This window comes from Candidatus Methylacidithermus pantelleriae (assembly GCF_905250085.1).
In the GTDB taxonomy this organism is placed as follows: Bacteria; Verrucomicrobiota; Verrucomicrobiia; order Methylacidiphilales; family Methylacidiphilaceae; genus Methylacidithermus; species Methylacidithermus pantelleriae.
Genome location: NZ_CAJNOB010000070.1, coordinates 34,496 through 55,157, shown reverse-complemented (window position 1 = coordinate 55,157; position 20,662 = coordinate 34,496). Strand labels below are relative to the sequence as shown.

At 56.0% G+C, this 20,662-nt stretch carries 10 protein-coding genes, 1 tRNA gene and 2 pseudogenes; 4 read left to right on the top strand and 9 right to left on the bottom strand.

What is annotated here, in order from left to right; translation table 11 throughout:
* Positions 1 to 371: 371 nt before the first annotated feature.
* Positions 372 to 1,589, bottom strand: coding sequence for an HAD-IIIA family hydrolase (locus KK925_RS10665; protein ID WP_214096512.1), 1,218 nt, complete (start codon positions 1,587 to 1,589; stop codon positions 372 to 374).
* A gap of 553 nt (positions 1,590 to 2,142) precedes the next feature.
* Positions 2,143 to 2,216, bottom strand: a tRNA-Arg gene (locus tag KK925_RS10660).
* An 836-nt stretch (positions 2,217 to 3,052) separates the two neighbouring features.
* Here KK925_RS10660 and KK925_RS11555 point away from each other — a divergent pair.
* Positions 3,053 to 4,720, top strand: a pseudogene (locus tag KK925_RS11555) (IS1634 family transposase).
* Positions 4,721 to 5,007: 287 nt separating this feature from the next.
* Here the strand turns inward: KK925_RS11555 and KK925_RS10640 are convergent.
* The 3 genes and pseudogenes from KK925_RS10640 to KK925_RS10630 form a co-directional block, all read right to left on the bottom strand.
* A complete protein-coding gene (locus KK925_RS10640) occupies positions 5,008 to 5,226 on the bottom strand; it encodes a PIN domain-containing protein (protein ID WP_174582597.1) in 219 nt (72 codons plus the stop codon).
* A 211-nt stretch (positions 5,227 to 5,437) separates the two neighbouring features.
* Positions 5,438 to 5,689: pseudogene (locus KK925_RS10635) on the bottom strand (hypothetical protein); the annotation flags it as partial.
* An 834-nt stretch (positions 5,690 to 6,523) separates the two neighbouring features.
* Positions 6,524 to 6,712: a hypothetical protein gene (locus KK925_RS10630; RefSeq protein WP_174582595.1), complete on the bottom strand. Its 189-nt coding sequence runs from the start codon at positions 6,710 to 6,712 to the stop codon at positions 6,524 to 6,526.
* 1,353 nt (positions 6,713 to 8,065) lie between these two features.
* On the opposite strand from KK925_RS10630, the gene KK925_RS10625 reads away from it, so the two are divergent.
* From KK925_RS10625 to KK925_RS10615, 3 genes are all read left to right on the top strand, one after another.
* The gene (locus tag KK925_RS10625; protein WP_174582594.1) at positions 8,066 to 9,085 is read left to right on the top strand and encodes a methyltransferase; all 1,020 of its coding nucleotides are present in this window, start codon (positions 8,066 to 8,068) and stop codon (positions 9,083 to 9,085) included.
* A gap of 203 nt (positions 9,086 to 9,288) precedes the next feature.
* A complete protein-coding gene (gene ppdK / locus KK925_RS10620) occupies positions 9,289 to 11,931 on the top strand; it encodes a pyruvate, phosphate dikinase (RefSeq protein ID WP_174582593.1) in 2,643 nt (880 codons plus the stop codon).
* Positions 11,932 to 12,435: 504 nt separating this feature from the next.
* Positions 12,436 to 13,302 (top strand): hypothetical protein, encoded by an 867-nt coding sequence (locus KK925_RS10615; RefSeq protein ID WP_174582592.1) that lies wholly within the window; start codon positions 12,436 to 12,438, stop codon positions 13,300 to 13,302.
* Positions 13,303 to 13,328: 26 nt separating this feature from the next.
* On the opposite strand, the gene KK925_RS10610 is transcribed toward KK925_RS10615, so the two are convergent.
* From KK925_RS10610 to glnA, 4 genes are all read right to left on the bottom strand, one after another.
* Positions 13,329 to 16,421: a DNA polymerase III subunit alpha gene (locus KK925_RS10610; RefSeq protein WP_174582591.1), complete on the bottom strand. Its 3,093-nt coding sequence runs from the start codon at positions 16,419 to 16,421 to the stop codon at positions 13,329 to 13,331.
* Positions 16,422 to 16,428: 7 nt separating this feature from the next.
* A complete protein-coding gene (locus KK925_RS10605) occupies positions 16,429 to 17,910 on the bottom strand; it encodes a Y-family DNA polymerase (RefSeq protein WP_174582590.1) in 1,482 nt (493 codons plus the stop codon).
* Positions 17,911 to 17,935: 25 nt separating this feature from the next.
* Positions 17,936 to 18,535, bottom strand: a complete 600-nt coding sequence (locus KK925_RS10600; protein ID WP_174582589.1) for a RecA family protein — start codon at positions 18,533 to 18,535, stop codon at positions 17,936 to 17,938.
* A gap of 672 nt (positions 18,536 to 19,207) precedes the next feature.
* On the bottom strand, positions 19,208 to 20,641 hold the full coding sequence (glnA, locus tag KK925_RS10595; RefSeq protein ID WP_174582588.1) for a type I glutamate--ammonia ligase: 1,434 nt from the start codon (positions 20,639 to 20,641) through the stop codon (positions 19,208 to 19,210).
* Between the last annotated feature and the right edge of the window lie 21 nt (positions 20,642 to 20,662).

The window sequence follows — 20,662 nt, the reverse complement described above, 5'->3', positions numbered from 1 at the left end:
CGGTTGTTTGTTCCCTTTTGGCCCGCTGTGGCCGGGCTTCGGTGTACTGGGCTACGCAGGATCAGGGTTCATTGACTGACCTTCAAAAACGGAGCAAACCCTCGTCTCTGATCGTATTTCGATGAAACGACACACGCACCGGTGCGGATGGGGAGCATTGGGTCGTTTGTCAGCCTATTGTGCTTTGAACCGGGAATCTGGCGTACCGAGAGGGATTTCCAGGAGTCCTTGAGAACCACGGAAAAAAAGCCCTTGGCAATAGTGACCACAGGCAATTCAAGCTGAAAGCCAACGGACCGAACGTGATATCCGTGGAGGTGCCTGAGAAGAAAAGCTTCCCAAGGATCTTTTCGGGCTTTCTTTCCCTAGAACTACGGGGCGACCCGATCCTTTTCCGAGGGAAAGAGAAATTCTTCTATCAAAAAACAAAGAAGGTGTTCCACTGCTAGGTGAAGTTCTTGAATCAATTGCGTGTTGTGCCCAGGGACTTCAAGGGCAAGATCTGCCTGCTGCGCAAGTTCGGTCCTTTCCGACGTTAGTGCGATTACTCGGAGGGAAAGCGAGCGAGCCTTAGCGACCGCTCGTAAAATGTTGGGCGAAGAGCCGCTGGTGCTAATGGCTAAAAGGATATCTCCTTCTTTGCCCAATGCCTCGACTTGTCGTTCGAATATAGTTTCAAAGCCGTTGTCGTTCGCTAAGGCGGTCAAAACGGAGCTATCTGTAGTTAACGCAAGAGCTGGAAGAGGACCACGAAGCCGAGTTTGGCAAAGGCGACCTACCAACTCCGCTGCCATATGTTGGCAATCGGCGGCGCTTCCCCCATTTCCGCACAGAAGAAGCCTGTGTCCGGAACGGAACGCTTCCCCAATCATCGAAGCAGCTGCAACAATGGAGTCCAAGAAACTTCCAGCCAGCCGCTCCCGTAGTTGTGCCCCAGCTAAAAGATGGCTTTGGGCTCTTTGCCAAAGCCTTCTTCTGGCAGCATTTTCCTTTCCAGGATGGGCTGGGAATTGCGCGAGCGAATCGATGATCCGAAGTTTAGCCTCCACAAATCTTGCTGCCTCCGCAAGATCTTTGGCGACGTGGTCAGGTCCTAGCTCACGGCAATCCGCAACCTCTTTTCCATAACCCGTGGTAACAAGGATCGTGGTCGCACCTACGTTTTGACCCATCTGGATATCTGAAGCTTTATCCCCGATGACGAAAGAGTCTTCTGGATTAAACCCATGCTCCCGGGCTGCTCTTTCCAGTAAAGCGGTTTTGGGCTTTCGACACGCACACCCATCTTCCGGTCCGTGTGGACAAACGTAGATCCCCTGCAAGAAAAGTCCCTCTGCTTGAAGGCGTTCCTCTAGGTGCCTGTGGATCCTCTCCAGTTTTTCCCAATCCAAAAAGCCACGTGCGATCCCCGACTGATTGGTAATGAGGATGAGCCCAAGACCTAAGCGCCTAAAGTGATGGAGAGCCTCGATGGAGTTGGGTAAAAATTCCAGCTGGCTAGGAGAAGAAAGATAGTGTTTTTCGGCGATAAGGGTGCCGTCTCGATCGAGAACGACAAATCTACGAGGCGAAAAAGATTGGGAACCCATGGCCAACCGGACTCAAAGGCTACCAAAAACCAAGAAAGCTCGATACGGAAAATATCTCGTTTGGTTCTCGGACCAGCCAGTAAAACCAGCAATGATTCTTGGGGTGTCCCTTTAACAAAGTGAAGTAATGGGACGGAGAAAGAAATTCGTTGAATGTGAACCTCGTATCGCTCGACACTGCGGATGGATAACCAAGGTTGTCTTTCAGCTAAAGCAAAAAACTCTCGCCGTTGCAAAAAGCTTTCGTATCCCCAACATCATAACCATGGGCAGGATGTCCGCAGTTGCTAATGTCCTCCTTGGGAGCAGCCGAAACCGAGTTCGCCTTTGCTCTCCCTTTTCCCACGGTTCCACGAGTTCGTAACTTTTCTTTTTTGCGGTTAATGCAGTGTCGGCCTCAAGCGGGCCATCTGGGCGAGGCGTTTCCGCTGGAAAGAACCCAACTTCAAGCAACAAACTAGGACCCCCGTCTCTAGCCGCCTATCAATCAGCTTGGGAGGGTGCTCCAACGCAAGGCTGAAAGACTGCTCGCCCAATCTGCCTGCACCTTCCGTGCACCCGCCGAGACTTGAACTCGGAGCCTTCGGCTCCGGAGGCCGACGCTCTATCCAATTGAGCTACGGGTGCAATCGGACAAGAAAACTTCCTTTGTTCTCTGGCCAAAGAGCTCTCAAGCTAAAATGCCAAACCCTTTTTGTCGATCGAGCCGCCTTGACCCTCCCGGAACGGTCGTAGGCTGATCTCAGGCCCTTCCCCAAAGCACATGTATAAGACTTGTCTTCTTCCCAGAGGCATCTGTCAAGGGTTGTTGAGCGCAGGACGACAGGGCAGGGAGAAGATAAACGCGGGTCGCACAACTCCCGCAGCCACAAGAACCTGTGCAGCAAGGAGGGCGAAGAGATCCTCGTCTGGATACACCTCTTGGAAAGCCAATCTCTATTTTGGTACACGGCCGATTTTAAATCAATTGAGACTACCCGGAAATTTCCAACTAGCGAGCCAAGGAGCAAACGTGCAGCACACGCGTGAATCAACTTAAGGAGATTGTCCTTGCGGGAGAGAGACTGGGACCCTTCACAGGAGGGAGTGAAGAGTTTGCACGAAAGGGTAGTTAAAAAAGTCACTTATTCTCTCCAGGGTTTCTACCGGGAATTCCCCGAGAAGTGATGCTTTACCACCGCTCCCCATTGACTTCCGGCTCATGTACTGCGCAATCCCACAAGAAGCCGAGATAGCCGCCCCCAACCACCGGCCCCCTCGCGTCCCGCAGCACCTTCGTGCCAGCTTCGCCTGAGTCCCGATAGCTGAAGTCCGGCCCATGTTTGGTGAAAATTGGCCTTTTTGGTTACGGCTCCAGGGGTGGGGAATGAAAGTTGATAAAAATGTAGTGCGACACTGTGAATAACTTTGTCGCATGCGCATGTACTTTTGCTAGGAACGATGGAGTACAGTAATGCTACGTCATGTTTCTGCGCACCCTGCGGTTGCGTCGGAAGGACGGGAGCGAGGCGGAGTATGTCCGGTTGGTGGAAAGCTACCGGGAAAAGGGAAAGGTCAAGCAGCGGATTGTCGCGACTCTTGGTCGCAAGGACCTCTTAGCGCCCCACCTGGATCGGCTCGCGGAACTGCTCGGGCGGCCCGCGCCGGTTTCTGCGAGAGCCCTTGAGCCTCAGGAATCCGCGGTGTGGGGTCCAATGCTTGTCGCCAAGCATCTCTGGGAGGAGCTGGGCCTGGGAGAGCTTTTGGCAGAGAAGAGGGGAAAGGGCAAAGGGCTTTCTCTTGCGGAACGGGCTTTGGTCCTTGTGGCCAACCGGCTCCTTTGCCCAGGAAGCGAGCACGCCTTGGCCCAGTGACTGGAGGCCGACTACGTTCCGGATGGGAACGGAGAGAGGATCCGGCCGGTCTGGAAGCAGAACGGCCGAGTCCGGGTCGACCACCGCTTCCTTTGGCCTTGGTACTGGACTCTTGACGAGCTCATCGAGCGCAAGGAGAGGATCGAGGAAGGGCTCTTTGCCCGGTTGCGGGATCTCTTTTGCCTCAAGCCCGAGAGGGTCTTCTATGATGTAAGTTCCTGCTATTTCGACGGGGAAGGTCCGGAGGGCTTAGCCCGATACGGCCAAGCCCGAGACCAGCGGGAGGGAAACCGGCAGATCCTCTTGGGGGTCGTCATGGTCAATGGCTGGCCGATTGCCCACCATGTCTTCCGGGGCAATCGGCACGATGTGGAAACGGTGCGGCCGATCGTTGCCGACTTGCAGAAACGCTTCGGGTTGCGTCGGATCATCTTCGTTGGGGACCGGGGGATGGTGAGCACGGCCACCTTGGGCTTCCTCTGGAGCCAGGGGCAGGGATTTTTGGTCGGCTTACGCCGACGAAGGAGTCCGGAGGTCTTGGAGTATATCCGCAAGGCCCAGAGCGGTTCTTGACAGCCCTGCTCTCCGGGGAAGGATCGGATCTGCGAAGTCGAGGGAGTGCTTCCCGGGCAGCGGATCTTCGTGGTCGAGAGTGCCGAGCGATTAGCCTACGAGCAGGCCATGCGGGAGAGTGATGTCGCCAAGACCCGGGAAGAGCTGGGGAAGCTTGCCCAGCGGATCGAAAAAGGAGAGCTTCGGAACCCGGAAGAGATCGGCAGCTCCGTCGCCCGAATCCTCTCTCTTTCTCGCGGCCACCGCTACTTCCGCTGGAGTCTGCGGGCGGGCAAACTCCAAGTATCCGAAGAGCCGGTGGAGACCGAAAAGCTTCTGGAGGGCAAGTACGTGATCCTCACCGAGGAAAGAGATCTTTCCCCGCTTGAGGCGGTCCGGGCCTATAAGGAGCTCTCCGAGGTGGAAAGAGCCTTCCGGAAGCTCAAGGACGTCCTGGAGCTTCGGCCGATCTACCACCACAATCCCAACCGGGTGCGGGCACACGTCTTCGTCGCCGCATTGGCCTTCCTGCTTGACCGGCTGCTGGAGAAGAAACTCAAGGCGGCCAATCTCCCCTTCTGCAGCGAGCAAGCTTGGGTTGCCCTCCGAACCATCCATCGGGTGGAGTTCGCCTTCGGGAGGGAAAAACGTCGCGGGGTCACCGCCGGAAACCATCAGGCCCGGCAAATCCTCTCCGCTTTGCACATCTCTGGCCGGGAGGCGTAGCCGACCGGAAAGGGCAAAAATAGGCCCTGTAGTGCCAATGGGGAATGACGGGTGTTGTATCGCAACGACTTACGAGACCCTCCCCCAAACATGGGCCGGCCGTTCCACAAGCCTTGGGAGCACCCTCAGTGCAGGACTGCCAATCCGTCCGCTGTGGCGGCCTAGCGCACTGCAGTCCCGAACGGGCTCTCTTCAACGACCGGGCGCAGTAGGTCTCCAAGCCCTTCCCGTCGTAGCGAGGACCAAGGTCGCGGCCACCATGGCCCTTATGAGGACCAGGAGCCGGCTCATCCTAACCGTCCTTTCTCAGCTCGCCCACCCACCGCATCCCGACGAACCGCTCTCTCCACGGTGTACCCCAACCGCTTATCGTCTGTCCAAAACTCTACGCTCAGCTCCTCGATCACGAGCAGGTAGTGGGCGTCGTACGTAACCGTAATGCCCGCATCCCGGGGGTCAGCGCCCCCAGGTCTCCCGACGCGGTCCCACCTGTCCCCGACTCGCATGGGCAGGTTGAGGAGTAGGTTTAAGGCGTCTTCCTCTCCCTTTGGTGGGAATATTCCCCGCAGGACCCTACGTGCGCACTACCGAAGCGCCACCCCGTATCCACACAGGGTAGGCACGACGCAGTCCCCCCGACGCTGCCATACCGCCCGTAGCGCTCGTGCTTTCCCCGCATCTGGCTCCCCCAACACACAGTTTAATGTGAGGTTGGCGTCAACGCACACCAGTGAGTTCATCCGTGCGCTCCTTTCGCGGCTCGCGGATCCGGTCAGCGATGCCCATGGGCGTGAGGCAATCGGCCTCCCCATGGACGGCGAATGCGGTCGCGCAACGCGTCCAAATGCTCCAAACGGGTAATCCGCCGACCGGTGGCCCTTCGTGACACAACCGCCGGAGAAGTTCCCAGTCCTCAAGGCTCACAATCGCCGCCTTAGGACGGCCATGGCTCATGAGCACCACCCGGTCCCGCTCGTGGGCAACTCCGTTTTACGAGGCCCCCTAGGGCGTCCTTCAGCTGGGTCATCATCCCTTGAATTTCGGCCACGATCGACATCGCCGTTCAGTTGACCTATTGTGCCCATATCCTCCGAATCCCTACGCCACCCTGCTAAGACATCCCCTGCGTCCAGCGGATCCACCCGTTCCAGCTTGCGGATGGGAGACCATGTAGGCCACAACCTCCTGCGCCTCCTGGACCGTACTCGGCACCTCGGAACGCACCGCTCCAGACTTGCCGCTTCGCAGTTCCAGCTGCTACTGGACGGGGGAGCGGTCCGGCTGGATGAAGGCTGGTCGCTACCATTACCGTTCAACTTGAACTGGGCGTGCTTGCGCACCGGTGCCACGCCTCCCCAAATAACAGCTCACGGATGGCCCGTTTGAGGCCGTTGTGAAGGGCCGGAGCGTGCTAGCCGCCCCGTTTGAAGCCTCGGGCTACCACGCCACGGAAAAACGCGAGCTAGATCTGTTAGGTCTCAACGGGCCGGACGTTAAAGTGCAGGACCTCGCGCTGGTGCCTCTCCCGCATCCTCACGGCGATCACGCCCGCCCAAGCACACTGCCTGCCCGTACTCTACACTTTCACTGCCTTGCGGTGTCTGGTCAGAGGGTAGGGGTGCTCCCTTTCCAGCAGCCCGATTCCGCCAGTACTCCATCTGCTCGTCCAGTTAGGTGCAGATACGGAAAACAGTACTCTTGTTTAGGCCAGCGATGCCCAACGCCTAGACCCGCTCGTCCACACCCTGGGCGTTTCCGCACCTCGGGCACCTACGCCCGCTGGGCCACGCTCAACAGGACTCATTAGGCACGCCGCCTGTGCCCCAGCAGTCCAGGGAAGTAGCTCCCCAGGGGCGGCGTGGAAATCTGCAACTCGAGCGTGCCCACAGGGAGGTGGCCCACCGCCTCGGGCGGTACCTGTTCCGGCAGAGAATCTCCCCTCAGCGCCGCACGCCCATACGTTCGCTGATATTCCGAAAAGTCAGCGATCACCGGTAGGCCACTCCCTCTTCGCGCTCGGTGTTTGGCCTACCCCAAGAAAAACCGCCGGTGCCGGTCGTGTCGACGACCCCAAACCTGGCCTACGCCCTGGCTGGAAAGTTGACCACAACCCGCGACTCTAACCTCAAGACCCGTTGGCGCATGGAGAGTCGAGGAGTAGCGCGGTGCGATTCACCAGAGCCATAGCGGAGGCTATCTTTTTCGGTGTGGGAGTGCCTCTGTAATATTTCTCTGCAATATTTGTCGCTATGGCTATGGCCCGTTTGTAGGCGGCGCTCGGTCCTACCGAATATGCGGCTCTCCTGCATTGGGGTTTCGGACAAGGTTCTGCAAGATTATGGTCGCGCCAGACCAGCTCACCTGCCTTCGCTTTCTCCTACGACGGCCTCCGAAGACTCCAACGCAACTAGGGAGGTTCCAGACTCTTCGTCACGCTCCCATGCGTTTCCCTCCTTGCGACGTTTCCCTTGAACTAAGAGCCGTTTTCGCCCTCAGACTTCCTCCGATTTCCACAGCACTATGGACCCATCCGAATCCCATCTGTTCTCACTTCCGCCCCTCACGGTGCGGCGGTCGGTGTTCGGCACCAAGCCGAACGCCCGACCGGATGGGCCTCCCGTGCTGACGCATCATCCTTTGCATATATGCCCTCGGCCGGAACCCTGGTGGCTCTCCCCGGTGCATACATTTCTCTCCTTCCCGGTGAGACTTCGGGCTTCGCTTTTTTAGCGAAAAAACTGGGGCGCGCGCATGGTCCGGATTTAAGGCTCGGCTAGAGCGTCCCCTTGCGTTAGAGGCTGCTTGCCAACGCCCCCGCTTTCCGAGGCTTTTCGAGAGAGGTTTCGACCACCAGCACCCGCTCCGGGCATTTCCCACGGGAGCAATCGTTACCGGGTGGGGATAACTCCCTCCCCACTAGACGATTGGCCCTTTTCACGAGGCACAGTAAACCTGGGTTACCTCACAAGCCGATAGCGGCGCACACGCCTCTTAACCACCAAGGTGAGGAATGGTTACCACCCAGAGTTACCACCCAGATTTGCCTATAACTCTTGATGCAAGGGAAAAGGCCAACAGAGCCACTGCCGGAAGTGGTTGACCGCCGGCACCTTAAGAGCGAACGTGAGGGCAAGGCAAAACCCCGTGCGTTTCGTAGAAAGGGAACCAAGGGATTTCTCTAATTAAAAGCGATCCCTCATATCGCCTTTGTGCAAAGGAGAAGTAAACTTTAGGAGTAAAGAGCAGGAACAATGATTCAAAGGTACAAAGGAATCTTTGCTGCGATTTGTGCTACAACCCAGGGCATGGAGGAGGCAAACGCAGAAAAAAAAGGAGAGAAAAACTATGCCAAAGGAAGAGCAAAAATCATTTTCAGAAGTATTTATTCAAACGGTCTTTTCGCTGGCACCAGCGCGGACGCTCGCTGCGGCAATCGAGCTTGATGTTTTTTCTGCGATCTCGTCTGAAGGAGCGACTGCCACCGAAGTAGCTGGCCGGATCGAAGCAACTCCGCGAGGGACTCGCATGCTTTTAGATGCTCTTGTGACTATGGCGCTTCTGAAAAAGAGAGGGAAGAAGTACGAGCTTTTTCCGGAAACCAAGCAGTATCTTGTGAAAGAAAGCCCTGACTACGTCGGTTACATGGTGGAAAAGAACGATCTTTGGGAGAACTGGACATCCCTGACAGAGGTCATCCGGACAGGGGAACCTGTGATGGCTGTAGATGAGGAGGAGAAGGCTCAAGAATTTTTCCCTAGACTTATTCGAAGCCTTCACATTCTCCATCGGGAGCCAGCACGACGCCTGGCTGAGGCTTTGCGACAACCCTCCGGTAGCGTTGCTCAACATGTGCTGGATCTAGGAGCTGGGTCTGGGGTGTGGAGTCTGGCCATTCTTCTTGTTGACCCGTGTACCAAAGCCACGCTACAGGATTTTCCGCAAGTGCTCGAACATACCCGAGTTTTTGTAGAAAAAACTCTTGGAAACAATTGCCGAAGGGTGTCCTATTTGACTGGCGACGTGAAAACCGTCGAGTTAGGTGAAGCATCGTACGATATGGCCATTCTGGGGAACCTGGTTCATTCTGAGGGGGAAAAGTCGACCCGCGAACTTTTGGGAAGACTGTACCGAGCCTTGGTCCCCAATGGAAAGGTCGTCATTCTTGACATGGTTCCCAAAGAAGATCGGAGCGGTCCCCCTTTTGCCGTTTTCTTTGCTCTTCAGATGCTCCTCAACACACGTTACGGGGATACATTTGCTCTCGAGGAGTATAGTGACTGGCTTAAGGAAGAAGGATTTCTTTCCGTGGAAACGCTTGCGATTGGCTGGCACTCTCCAGCCATTGTAGGGACACGGATTAGTTGAGGGGTTGAAAGACTCCAAGCGCACCTAGTTCTCTTGCCTTTGGCTAAGGAGCAGGGGTTTTGGGATAGTTTGTTGAGCCTTTGCCTGGGCTTGTTTGTGGAAAATACCTGTCAAAGAAAGATGGGTTTCTTTGAGAAAGCCCGGCTTCAAGAGATCAGCACAAAAAGTATCGCCAACGGCAGAAAGGGTCGCAGGGGGGATCGATGGGCAGGAGGTGGCTCTACCGGTTTGAGGAGGGCGCGGCGGAGCTCCTCCACCTGTTGGGGAGCAAGGGGGCTGGGATCGCGGAGCTGACCCAGATCGGGATCCCGACCCCGCCCGGGTTCGTGATCACCACGGACGCGTGCAACGCCTACTACGCCGCTGGACGGCACCTCCCGGAGGGTCTTTGGGAACAGGTCCTGGAGGCAGTGCGGGGGATCGAGGGGCGCTTGGGGAAGCGCTTTGGGGATCCCAACCGCCCGCTCCTCCTCTCGGTGCGTTCGGGGGCTGCGGTCTCCATGCCCGGGATGATGGACACCGTCCTGAACCTGGGCCTGAACGATCACGTGGCCGCAGGGATCGCCCACTCCCTGGACCCTCGCTTCGCCTACGACGCCTACCGCCGGCTGTTGCAGATGTTCGGGCGGATCGTGATGAAAGTACCGGGGGAGGCGTTCGAGGAAGTCCTGGAGGCGTACAAGCGCCGGGGTCCGGTGCTGCGGCAGGACACGGACCTCGAGGCCGAAGAGCTCCAGGAGATCTGCGAGCGGTTCAAGGCGATCATCCGAGCGCGCGCCGCCCAACCGTTTCCTCAGGATCCCTACGAGCAACTCCGGCAGGCCATCACCGCCGTGTTCGACTCCTGGATGGGCAAGCGAGCGGTGGACTACCGCCGCATCCACCGGATCCCCGACACCCTCGGCACGGCGGTCACGGTGCAGGCGATGGTCTTCGGGAACCTCGGCCCGGACTCCGCCACCGGCGTGGCCTTCACCCGAAACCCCGCCACCGGGGAGAAGCGGCTCTACGGGGAGTACCTGACCCAGGCCCAGGGGGAGGACGTCGTGGCGGGCATCCGGACGCCCAAACCGCTGGAGCACCTGCAGGAGGAGATGCCGGAGGCGTACGCCGAGCTCGTCCGGATCGCCGAGCGACTGGAGCGGCACTACCGGGACATGCAGGATATCGAGTTTACGATCGAGCGGGGACGCCTGTGGGTGCTCCAGACGCGATCCGGCAAGCGCACGGGCGCGGGCGCGATCCGGATCGCGGTGGACATGGTCCAGGAAGGACTCATCGACCGGCGGGCGGCGGTGATGCGGGTCGAGCCGGAACTGGTGGCCCAACTCCTCCACCCCACGCTGGACGAGGCGCACCGCGCGCGGGCCCGCGAGGAAGGACGACTCCTCGCCCGGGGACTTCCGGCCTCTCCAGGGGCTGCGAGCGGCCGCGTGGTGTTCGACCCGGACGAAGCGGAGCGACTCAGCGCCCAGGGCGAGAGGGTGATCCTCGTCCGCCCGGAGACGGCTCCGGAGGACTTCCACGGGATGGTCGCCGCACGAGCGATCCTCACCTCCCGGGGTGGGATGACCTCCCACGCGGCTGTCGTGGCCCGGGGGATGGGGAAGCCGTGCGTGGTGGGCGCGGAGGCGATCACTGTGGATCCCACAGCACAGGAGATGTCGGCGGGAGGGGTACGGGTCCGGGCCGGTGAGTGGATCACGGTGGACGGTAGCACGGGCGAGGTGTACCTGGGTGTGCTCCCGACCCGCGACCCCGAGCTCGCGGGGGAGTTCGCGACGTTCATGGGTTGGGCCGACGAATTCCGGCGGATGGGGGTGCGGGCGAACGCCGACACCCCGCAGGACGCCCAGAGGGCCCGGGCGTTCGGTGCAGAGGGGATCGGGCTGTGCCGCACCGAACACATGTTCTTCACGGGCGACCGGATCTACGCGATGCGGGAGATGATCGTCGCCACAACACCGGAGGAGCGGCGGGCCGCCCTCGCCAGGATCGAGCCGCTCCAGCGGCAGGACTTCGTCGAGCTGTTCCGGATCATGGACGGGTTCCCCGTCGTGATCCGGACCCTGGACCCGCCCCTCCATGAGTTCCTACCCCCTGATGAGGACGCACTGCGGGAGACCGCGCAGCGGATCGGAGTGTCGGTGGAGGTCCTGCGGGGCAAGGTGGCGGCGCTGCGCGAGGCGAACCCCATGATGGGGCTGCGGGGCTGCCGGCTCGGGATCCTCTACCCGGAGATCACGGAGATGCAGGCGCGCGCCATCTTCGAGGCGGCGGCGGCCTGCCAGGCGGAGGGAGTCAGAGTGGAGCCCGAGGTGATGATCCCGCTCGTCAGCGGCCTGAACGAGCTGCGCCAGCAGGCGGAGATCGTCCGTCAGGTGGCGGAGGAGGTCCAGGCGCGTACGGGGCAGCGGATCCACTACCGGATCGGCACGATGGTGGAAGTCCCCCGCGCGGCCCTCGTGGCGGACCGGATCGCCGAGGTCGCCGAGTTCTTCAGCTTCGGGACGAACGACCTCACCCAGTTCACCTTCGGGATGAGCCGCGACGACGCCGTCCGGTTCCTCCCGCGCTACCTCGACCAGAGGATCCTCCAGGAAGATCCCTTCCAGATGCTGGACCGCGAGGGCGTGGGGCAGCTCGTCCGGATGGGGACCGAGCGGGGCCGCTTGAGCCGGCCGGAGCTCGTGGTCGGGATCTGCGGCGAGCATGGCGGGGAGCCGGCGAGCGTGAAGTTCTGCCACCGGACAGGACTCGACTACGTCTCCTGCTCGCCCTACCGGGTGCCTGTCGCACGCCTGGCGGCAGCCCAGGCGGTGCTGGAGGAGTCCTCCGGCGGGTGACAAACCTCTTGCGCGGGGGTTGCCGCGTGTCCTGGGAAGGATTGGGGTATGCCTTATCGCCCGGCTCGGTGAGCGCGCCGGGATCCCCGACGGCGGCGTGTTGAGCCAGACCCTCTACATGGAGCCGACGGTAAGCCAAAACCGGATTATGAAGATAGTAGACTAAAAAAGCAGAAATTTTTTCGACGGAAAAGAAGGCTTTTTCAACGGGGAAAATTCCTGCCGCACGGGGGCAAGTACCAACAGGTTTCCTCAAGAACTTGGGAAAGGGATCCTAGGAAGAAGAAGTTATAGGCTAAAGCGGGTCGAGTTCCCTGAGGCTTGGGATGAAAAAAGCCCTTTTTGCGCTGACTCGGCATCAACGGCAAGCAGGCTGGGGAACGATCGTTGGAAGGGACGATTTTTCGCCGGCTAGCGCCTTGGTGGCAAAAGCGAAAAGAAAGCTGTTTTCCAACAAGGAAAGTGGAGCAAAGTTAAGAAGGGAGTCGCATTGGAAAAAGGGGGATGGGGTCGCCGGAGGGAAATGAGGGAATTTGTCAGGGTACCATGGAAAATGGATGGTCAGTGCAGGAGCCCCCAGGAGTTTGCGATGCCTTTTGCCCCATAGTTCTTTGCGCGACTCCTTTTGGGACACTTGGGCAGGAAAAAAAGGGATTGCGTTCTGCGGGGCGAGACGTGGTCTATGCCTTGTGGGAAGGCCTGGCGCGCGTAGCGCAAGGGAAGCAAAATTATTTCCGCATCGATCTCCACGAGTATCAACCCGAGGTAAAGGCAAGGGTCTGGGATCTTTTGGAGCCTACGCAGACCGTTCTCTATTACCCAGGGCCCCCAGTTTGGGGGGCACGAGGAAGTCGTTTTCCAGGAGTCTGGCTTGTCGCACAGGAGGATGCTCCTCGGGGGAGTGTGAACCATTGGATTGAGGTGGGGTCGATTCCGAAAGGGTGGATGGACTTCATCGAGAAGGAAGGGAATGGGAGGAGCGAGCTGCCTGCAAGCAAGCCCAATTGGATTAGGGGACTCCTTTGCGTCCTGGCTGAAGGAGTGAAGGAAGCGCTGGACAAAGAAACAGGATGGCAACTCGATTTGTCTCCATGGATTGTCTCGGAGGCTGAGCTTTCGGTTCTTATGCAAATCATTGGGAAAGGCCCATTGTTTGCTCAGTCGGGAGCTGGATGGAATAGGCTATCTGCCTTTTCCTCGCGATGGCCACGACTGTGGTGGGTTCGCAAGCGCGGCCCTGAAGGGCGAGGAGAACTTTCCTTTGAGATAGGAATGGCTCCGCGATTTCTCTGGGTAGACCGTGAGCGACTCTGGAAATCGGCCATGAGTTTCGAAGAGGTGTGGAAGGCTTGTCAGGAGTCCCTTGGATGAGGAACGGCGAGGGGAGAAAAGTCGTTTTAGTGAAAGTCATGGGAACGTATGCGGGGGAGGAGTAGTGAGCTTAGGGGTTGCACCCGATGAGCGATCACGTGGGTCACACCGTCTTTTCGTTGGATCTTGCCCTCAACAACCAGGTAGGCTTCTCGAGCGATCGTGAGTTGAAATCGACGGAAGACAGGAGGAAAAACAACCACATTTCCGATGCCGGTTTCATCTTCCAGACTTAAAAACACGATTCCCTGAGCAGTCGCAGGACGTTGCCGAGCAATGACAGCTCCTGCAAAGCGGATCTTCTGGGAATCTTTGCAAAAGATAAGATCTTTGGCTGTAAGGAGATCGGGAGGGAGTTTTTTACGCAAACACGCCAATGGATGGGGACCCACCGTACAGGAACTTGCCCAGAAATCTGTCCATACTCGTTCTTCTCGTGTCATGGGAGAAAGGGGGCAGAGAGGAGAAAGAGAATCCTCCCAATCCAGATCTTGAGAGCTCATAGGCACAGTCACCTGCCACAGGGCTTCCCGGCGATGCGAAGTCAGTCCCTCAAGCGCCCCAAGGGCTGCCAACGCTTGCCATTCATCTTGATCCAGAGGTACTCGTTTTCGGAGATCTTCTAAGCTTTCAAAAGGCTTTTCAGCACGGGCTCGTAGGAGTGCTTTTCGATGGTGTTCTGAAAGATGTCTTACATAGATAAGACCAAGTCGAACCGCGCCATTTTCTACCGTGCAAAATTCCTCTGAATGAAGAACGGACACCGGGAGGAATCGGACTCCGTGTCGCTTCCCATCTTGAATAAGGGTAGCAGGAGAGTAAAAACCCATAGGTTGATGGTTGAGAAGAGCAGCGTAGAACTCTGCTGGGTGATGAGCCTTAAAATAGGCACTAGCATAAGAAAGAATAGCAAAACTTGCCGCATGGGATTCTGGAAACCCATAAAGGGCAAAGGATGAGATAGCAGACACAATTTCCTCGATCACTTGGGGAGAAACTCCCCGTGTTTCAAAGGCCTTTCGAAGCTTTTGAAGCACCTGAGCCATCCGTTCAGGGGATCGGTGAAAGCCAAGTGCTCGCCGCAGTTCCTCTGCCTCGGAAGCTGAAAAACCTCCCAAAATCATAGCAATTTGAAGTACTTGCTCTTGAAAAAGAGGAATCCCTAGGGTGCGTTCCAAGACCGGCTGGAGTCGTGGATCCCAGTAGCGAACAGGTTCCTTTCCAGCCCGGCGTAGAAGATAGGGATGGATCAGATTGCCATGCAGGGGACCAGGCCGAACGATGGCAATTTCAATGACAAGATCATAAAAATTCTCGGGTCGCAGCCGGGGAAGGGTACATTGCTGTGCTCGACTTTCCACTTGAAAAACACCGATGGTGTCAGCTTTCTGTAAAAGCTCGAACGTTTTCGGGTCATTCTTAGGAATATGCGCCAAATCAATGGGCACTCCCTTTTGACGCACCCTTTGGATGACCTCCTGGAGAACCGCCATCATGCCCAGCCCTAAAAAGTCGACCTTCACGATTCCCAGCTCCTCACAATCGTCCTTGTCCCATTGGAGAATCGTACGCCCAGGCATGGCGGCCCTTTCAATGGGAACGAAGCGATCGAGTCCCTGGGGATCGATGACAATCCCTCCCGGGTGCTGTCCCAAGTGGCGTGGGAGACCTAAGATTTTTTGATAAAGTTTCCAAAAGGTAATGATTCGGGGATGGGTTGGATCCAAACCGACCATGCGCAATATCTTTTCCGAACAAACCAGGGAACTGGGGCTCTCTAAGCGGAGCCAATCTGCAAGTTGTTCTATCGCTTCCTCTGGAAGTCCTAAGACTTTTCCAATTTCTCGAGCGCTGTTTCGTTCCTGAAATGTAATTACGCACGCCGTCATGGCAGCCCCTCGTCTCCCATAACGGTGGTAAATTTCTTGGATCACTCGTTCCCTTGCTTCCCCGCTAGGCAGATCAATGTCAATATCAGGCCATCCTTCCCTCCCTTCGCTTAAAAAGCGTTCGAAGAGAAGTCGACAGCTAACGGGATCGATGGCAGTAATCCCTAGGCTATAGCAAACAGCAGAATTGGCAGCGCTTCCCCTTCCTTGGCAAAGGATCCCCTGGGAGGCACACCAGCTGACGATATCCCATACCAGAAGGAAATACCCAGCAAAGCCAAGTTTATGGATCACATCTAGCTCATGACGGAGTTGGGCTCGAACTTCTGGAGTTAATTCCCCGTACCTTTGCTTAGCTCCAAACCAAACGAGCTTTTCTAAGAAGCTGTCTTGAGTTTCTCCAGGAGGCACTGGGTAGGAAGGAAATTGGTATCCAAGATTTTCTAAAGAAAAGGAAAGACGCTCCGCCAACTCTCCCGCAATTGCTACAGCTTGGGGAATGTCTCTAAAAAGTTCTCTCATCTCCCTTTCCCCTTTGAGTCTTCGTTCGGCATTGGGCGAAAGGAGCTTCCCTGCTTCCTCCAACCGGCAACCACGTTGTAAACAAAGAAAAAGGTCATAAATGGGACGTTCTTCCGCCGTTGCATAGAGAACCCCTCCAGTAGCTACGTAAGGAATCCCTTCTTGGGCTGCTAACTCTTGGCTGAGGCTGTCCCAATACCGTTCTTCTCGAATCCTTTGTCTTTGGAGTTCCACGTAGAGATGGTTTTTTCCAAAAATACTCAGCAGCCGGCGAAGGACTTTTTTCCCTTCCTCTTTCCCTCCTCGTCGGAGAGCCTTTCGAAGGGGTCCTTCTTCGTCTCCAGTGAGCGCAATCCAACCCTCTGCGTAAACAGCCAGTTCTTGCCATCGGATTCGAGCTTTTCCTTTTGGAGCTTGGAGTTTGGCTTGGGTCAAAAGACGGCAAAGGTTTTCGTACCCTTTGCGGTTTTCAATCAGGATAGGGAGGACGGTTTCATCCTCCAACGTAAGCTCGCAACCCACACGAGCCTGAATGCCTGCCTTTTTAGCTGCTCCATGGAATCGAGGGATTCCATACACTCCATCTCGATCACAAAGGACAAGGATGGAAAGCTCCTTTCGAACGGCTTCTTCCACCAGTTTTTCGGGAAGAGAAGCTCCTCGAAGAAAACTAAACGCACTGCGAAGATGGAGTTCCGCGTAGGCCATGGAGAGGTTACGGAAGATACCTTCCCGCTAGTTCCCACCCTTTCCCCATTCGAAAAACAAGAAAGACTTCTCCTTGATCCGTTTGAACCTCCCAGAGCTGATATTCCCAGGGTTCTTGAGTCCACCACTCTCCTGAAAAATTCCAAGGCCCCCGGGAGGCAATAATGGATTGCCAACCTTTTTCCTTTCGGCGGAAGGCGATAGGAACGGCTTCTTTCAGCCGGACCTCAATCGGGATGGGAGGGCGAAACCTTCGGAGAGGGATTCCCAAAAGCGGAGAAAGGAAAAAGGAGGGAAGCCATGTTTCCTTTTGGATTTCCCATGGGTCCAACCGTTTCCATAGATAGCGATCTGGGCAATGAGAAGGTGCGGGAAGAGGTCGCCCAACCCGACTCTCTCCTAGGAAGGCTTCGAGTCGAGTAAGGGTTTCTCCTAGATGCATTGGGTTCCGAAGGGAAGGCCCAAACAGTTCCCCTTGTTGGAAACACTCGGCAGAAGGGGACACCTCAAACTCCAGGGAAAGAAGACGAGTTGGAGCCTGGAAGTGTTCCATCCAAAGGCAAAGGATCCGGAAAAGTTGATGGGGATCCTGGATGGAAGCAGCTAAGGGGAGGGTATAGGAACGAGAGCTTTTATCTTCAAATTGGAAATGAAGGCGAAGTTCCTTCACTCCTTGATGGCAGAGGGAAAGCTTTTGAGAAAGCTCTTTTATAACAAAGCTGAGCGAAGCAAGGAGCGATTCCCGCGTCTCAATCGGGTGTTCCCAGCTAATTTCCCATTTCCAGGGATCACGGGGAAAGGCGACTCGAAGAGGCCTTGCTTGGGAAGAAGTTAGTTTTTGCAAAAAGGAGGCAACCTCTTTGCCTAATCGTCGAACCAGTTCTTCATGAGGCAAAGAGAGAAATTCTCCCAGAGTTTGGATTCCCCAAAGTCGCAGAATCTTTTCGATAGAGGAGGAAAATCCGGCCCAGGAAACAGGAGCTTGCTTAAAAAGAAGGCTTGGATTGCGAGCCCAGAGGATGGGTCGAGCTTGCCGAGCCGCAAAGAAAGCAAGTTCGGGCGTAGAAGCAATCCCCACCTGTACTTGGAGGTTCCAAGAACGCGATCTTTCGATGAGGGGAAGCAGATGCTTCTGGGGATTCTTGTTCTGGGGGAGGAGGGAAAGGTCTAGGGTGTAGACACCAGAGCTTGTAGCCTCAACTCTTGGGCAAAGGGTATAAAGATGCTTCAAGAAAAAATAATGGAGGTCCTTTTCAGTGCTTAAGGACCGTTTGACGATTTTGAGCTGTGGCACACGTCCCTGAGCTTCCTTGGGATTCATCCCAGGAGAAACACCAAGTGCTTGAGCCAGAGGAGTTAGGTCCGTTAGGACAGGTCGAGAGCCACACAGTTCCCACAGCCCCCAGGGTTCTTTGAGAAAGGCCGCAGGCCGAAGGGATCGAAGGATCGCTTGGAGGGAGAATGAAGGAAGATAAACTACGGCAAACATTGGGAGTCCTTGGAAAAATCCGGGTTTACGGAGTCTCCTGGCAAAAAAATCGCTCCCAGAGCTCCTCTCGAGGTTTTAGGAGATCCTCCCACGAAAAAGAGGCTTCAATGCAGTAGCGCTCCCCATGGGGAAGGAGGTGAGGAAGGGGGGAAAAAACCAACAATGTGGAGGATCCTTTTCGAGCTTTTCCTGCAAGAGAAAACCATTGGGAAAGGGAAACCCGGTAGAGTTCTTTAAGGGAATTTCCCACCACATCTAAAAGGACCAGAGGAAAATCTCCCCCATGCAAAAGTTCCTGGGCTGCTTGCAAGGCTTGATGCAGGCTTTGGCATTGGACCCAGAGGAAGGGAGGATAATGTTCTGGGGGAAATGCAGAAGGAGGATCAAAAGAAAAGCTCCCATCCACTAAAGCAGGTAAAATACCCTTTTGGGGGAGGACCCAGAGGAGTTGTGCGATCCAGAGGGAACTCCCTCCTTGAGGAAAAAAGAGTTCTACGAGGGTTCCTCGAGGAATCCCCCCTCTGAGGAATCGATCGATGGGAGCTATGCCGGTAGGCCAGCGAAGGGAAGGGGGAGCTAATTGGCTTCCGATATGGACTCCCGGAGGGAGGGGAGGTAAAGCCATACCCATGAATTAATACATTTGTATTAAAACGCAAGTTCTCTTTTCCTTCCCTCCTCAAGCCAAGAAATCTCGGGAAATTGCTTCTAACCATTTGCACGCCAAGCCGTCTTCTAGCAGACGCCTCTCTTGCCAATCCTGCGGCTTTTTGAGCCGGCTTGAAAGTTTGAGCCAGCTTCACAACCGACGCGCCTAGTCCTATTCGGTGCTCAACCCGGGCAACCTCTCAGTGCCGCGCGGAGCTCTCCTGCAGGGATCGATTCCTATCCTCTCTAAATCCCAGGGCAACACTACCCTCACCCTTTGAGCCATCCGAACAAAAGGGGAGGGCCTAAGCAAGAGGGCAAAGCCCACGATTTCCCAATTCGCCTCCTTACGTTGGGCACCTTCCCCCGAACATGGACGTACCCATTGGGAGCGGGATTTGACGACCGCCCCTCACGATCCAGACGACCCTGGGAAAGAAACGAAAACACTTCCCCTCGATTTGCGACGCTTCCGACTGCAGGGCTCCAAGGACCACCCGATTCCGAGGTCTTTGACAGATGTGTCGGCGCGACCCATCAGCCAATAAGATCAACCAGAGGAAGCTCTCGAGAGCGCAAAAAGGGGTGCCGTGAACCTACACCGGCACCCCCTAAGCTAACGAAAAGCCGATGACCGTGTTCTTACCCTTTAAATATCATAGTACAGATAAAACTCAATTGGGTGAGGCCGAAGACGTAACGTGTCATAATCTCTTCTCCGCATTTCAATAATCAACTCAACAAATTCTTTCGTAAACACGTCTCCCTTGAGCAGAAACTCATGGTCTTGCTCCAAGGCCTCCATGGCTCCCCGCAAGGAATCCGGCACCGTCGGGACTCTCTTGAGCTCTTCCGGGGGCAGTTCGTAAATGTTTTTTTCTAGAGGCTCACCCGGATCAATGCGATTCTGGATCCCATCAAGTCCGGCCATCAACATAGCAGAGCAGGCCAGATAAATATTTGCTGCCGGATCGGGAGGCCGAAATTCGATCCGCTTTGCTTTCGGATCCGGAGAGTATGTCGGAATCCGAATCGCGGCACTGCGATTCCGGGCCGAATAAGCCAAGTTCACGGGAGCTTCAAAACCGGGCACCAACCTCTTATAGCTATTGGTGGTGGGATTACAGATCGCTGTCAATGCCGGTGCATGCTTGAGTAGACCACCAATATAGTAGAGCGCAAGCTCGCTAAGTCCAGCATACCGGTTGCCCGCGAAAAGCGGCTTTCCATCCTTCCAAAGGGATTGATGCGTGTGCATTCCCGAGCCATTATCCCCAAAAAGTGGCTTCGGCATAAACGTAGCGGTTTTTCCGTATTTCTTTGCTACATTTTTTATTACATACTTGTAGATACTCATCTTATCCCCCATTCGCAGGAGGGAATCGTACCGAATGTCAATTTCTGCTTGCCCGGCAGTAGCAACCTCATGGTGCTGCCGCTCAACCGGCACTCCCAGAGATTCAAGTGTGAGAACCATTTCGTTTCGAACGTCCTGAAGGGTGTCCGAAGGTGGCACCGGAAAATAGCCCTCTTTGTGGCGAATCTTATGTCCAAGATTAGGCATTTCGTCTCGTCCGCTGTTCCAAATACCTTCTACGGATTGCACCTCATAGAAGCACCCGTTGGCCTCATTATCGTAGCGGACTTCGTCGAAGATGAAAAATTCTGCCTCCGGACCGAAGTATGCGGTATCAGCTATCCCAGTGCTTTTGAGATAAGCTTCAGCCTTCGCAGCGATGTTCCTGGGGTCACGAGAATAGCTTTGCCGGGTAATGGGATCGATAACAGAACAGATGAGACTTAACGTGGGTTCAGTGGTGAACGGATCGATAAATGCCGTGTAGGGATCGGGCAAGATTAACATGTCAGATTCTTGGATGGCTTGCCACCCACGAATGGAAGATCCGTCAAAGCCTACCCCTTCGCTAAACGACTCCTCCGACAGGCAGTCCAGCGTCATTACAAAATGTTGCCAGGCTCCAAGAGGGTCAGAAAATTTAAAGTCAACCAACTTCGCGCCATGCTCCTTGGCAAACTCAAGAACTTCTCGACCGGATGTACAGTGGCGATATTTGTCAGCCATAAGAATGATAACTCCTCCTTT

Excerpts from the sequence above, each read along its gene's own strand:
- KK925_RS10600 (WP_174582589.1), bottom strand. The coding sequence starts at position 18,535 with ATGGCTTTACCTCCCCTCCCTCCGGGAGTCCATATCGGAAGCCAATTA.
- KK925_RS10610 (WP_174582591.1), bottom strand. The coding sequence starts at position 16,421 with ATGGCCTACGCGGAACTCCATCTTCGCAGTGCGTTTAGTTTTCTTCGA.
- glnA (WP_174582588.1), bottom strand. The coding sequence starts at position 20,641 with ATGGCTGACAAATATCGCCACTGTACATCCGGTCGAGAAGTTCTTGAG.
- ppdK (WP_174582593.1), top strand. The coding sequence starts at position 9,289 with ATGGGCAGGAGGTGGCTCTACCGGTTTGAGGAGGGCGCGGCGGAGCTC.
- KK925_RS10665 (WP_214096512.1), bottom strand. The coding sequence starts at position 1,589 with ATGGGTTCCCAATCTTTTTCGCCTCGTAGATTTGTCGTTCTCGATCGA.
- KK925_RS10615 (WP_174582592.1), top strand. The coding sequence starts at position 12,436 with ATGGGGTCGCCGGAGGGAAATGAGGGAATTTGTCAGGGTACCATGGAA.
- KK925_RS10605 (WP_174582590.1), bottom strand. The coding sequence starts at position 17,910 with ATGTTTGCCGTAGTTTATCTTCCTTCATTCTCCCTCCAAGCGATCCTT.
- KK925_RS10640 (WP_174582597.1), bottom strand. The coding sequence starts at position 5,226 with ATGCGAGTCGGGGACAGGTGGGACCGCGTCGGGAGACCTGGGGGCGCT.
- KK925_RS10625 (WP_174582594.1), top strand. The coding sequence starts at position 8,066 with ATGCCAAAGGAAGAGCAAAAATCATTTTCAGAAGTATTTATTCAAACG.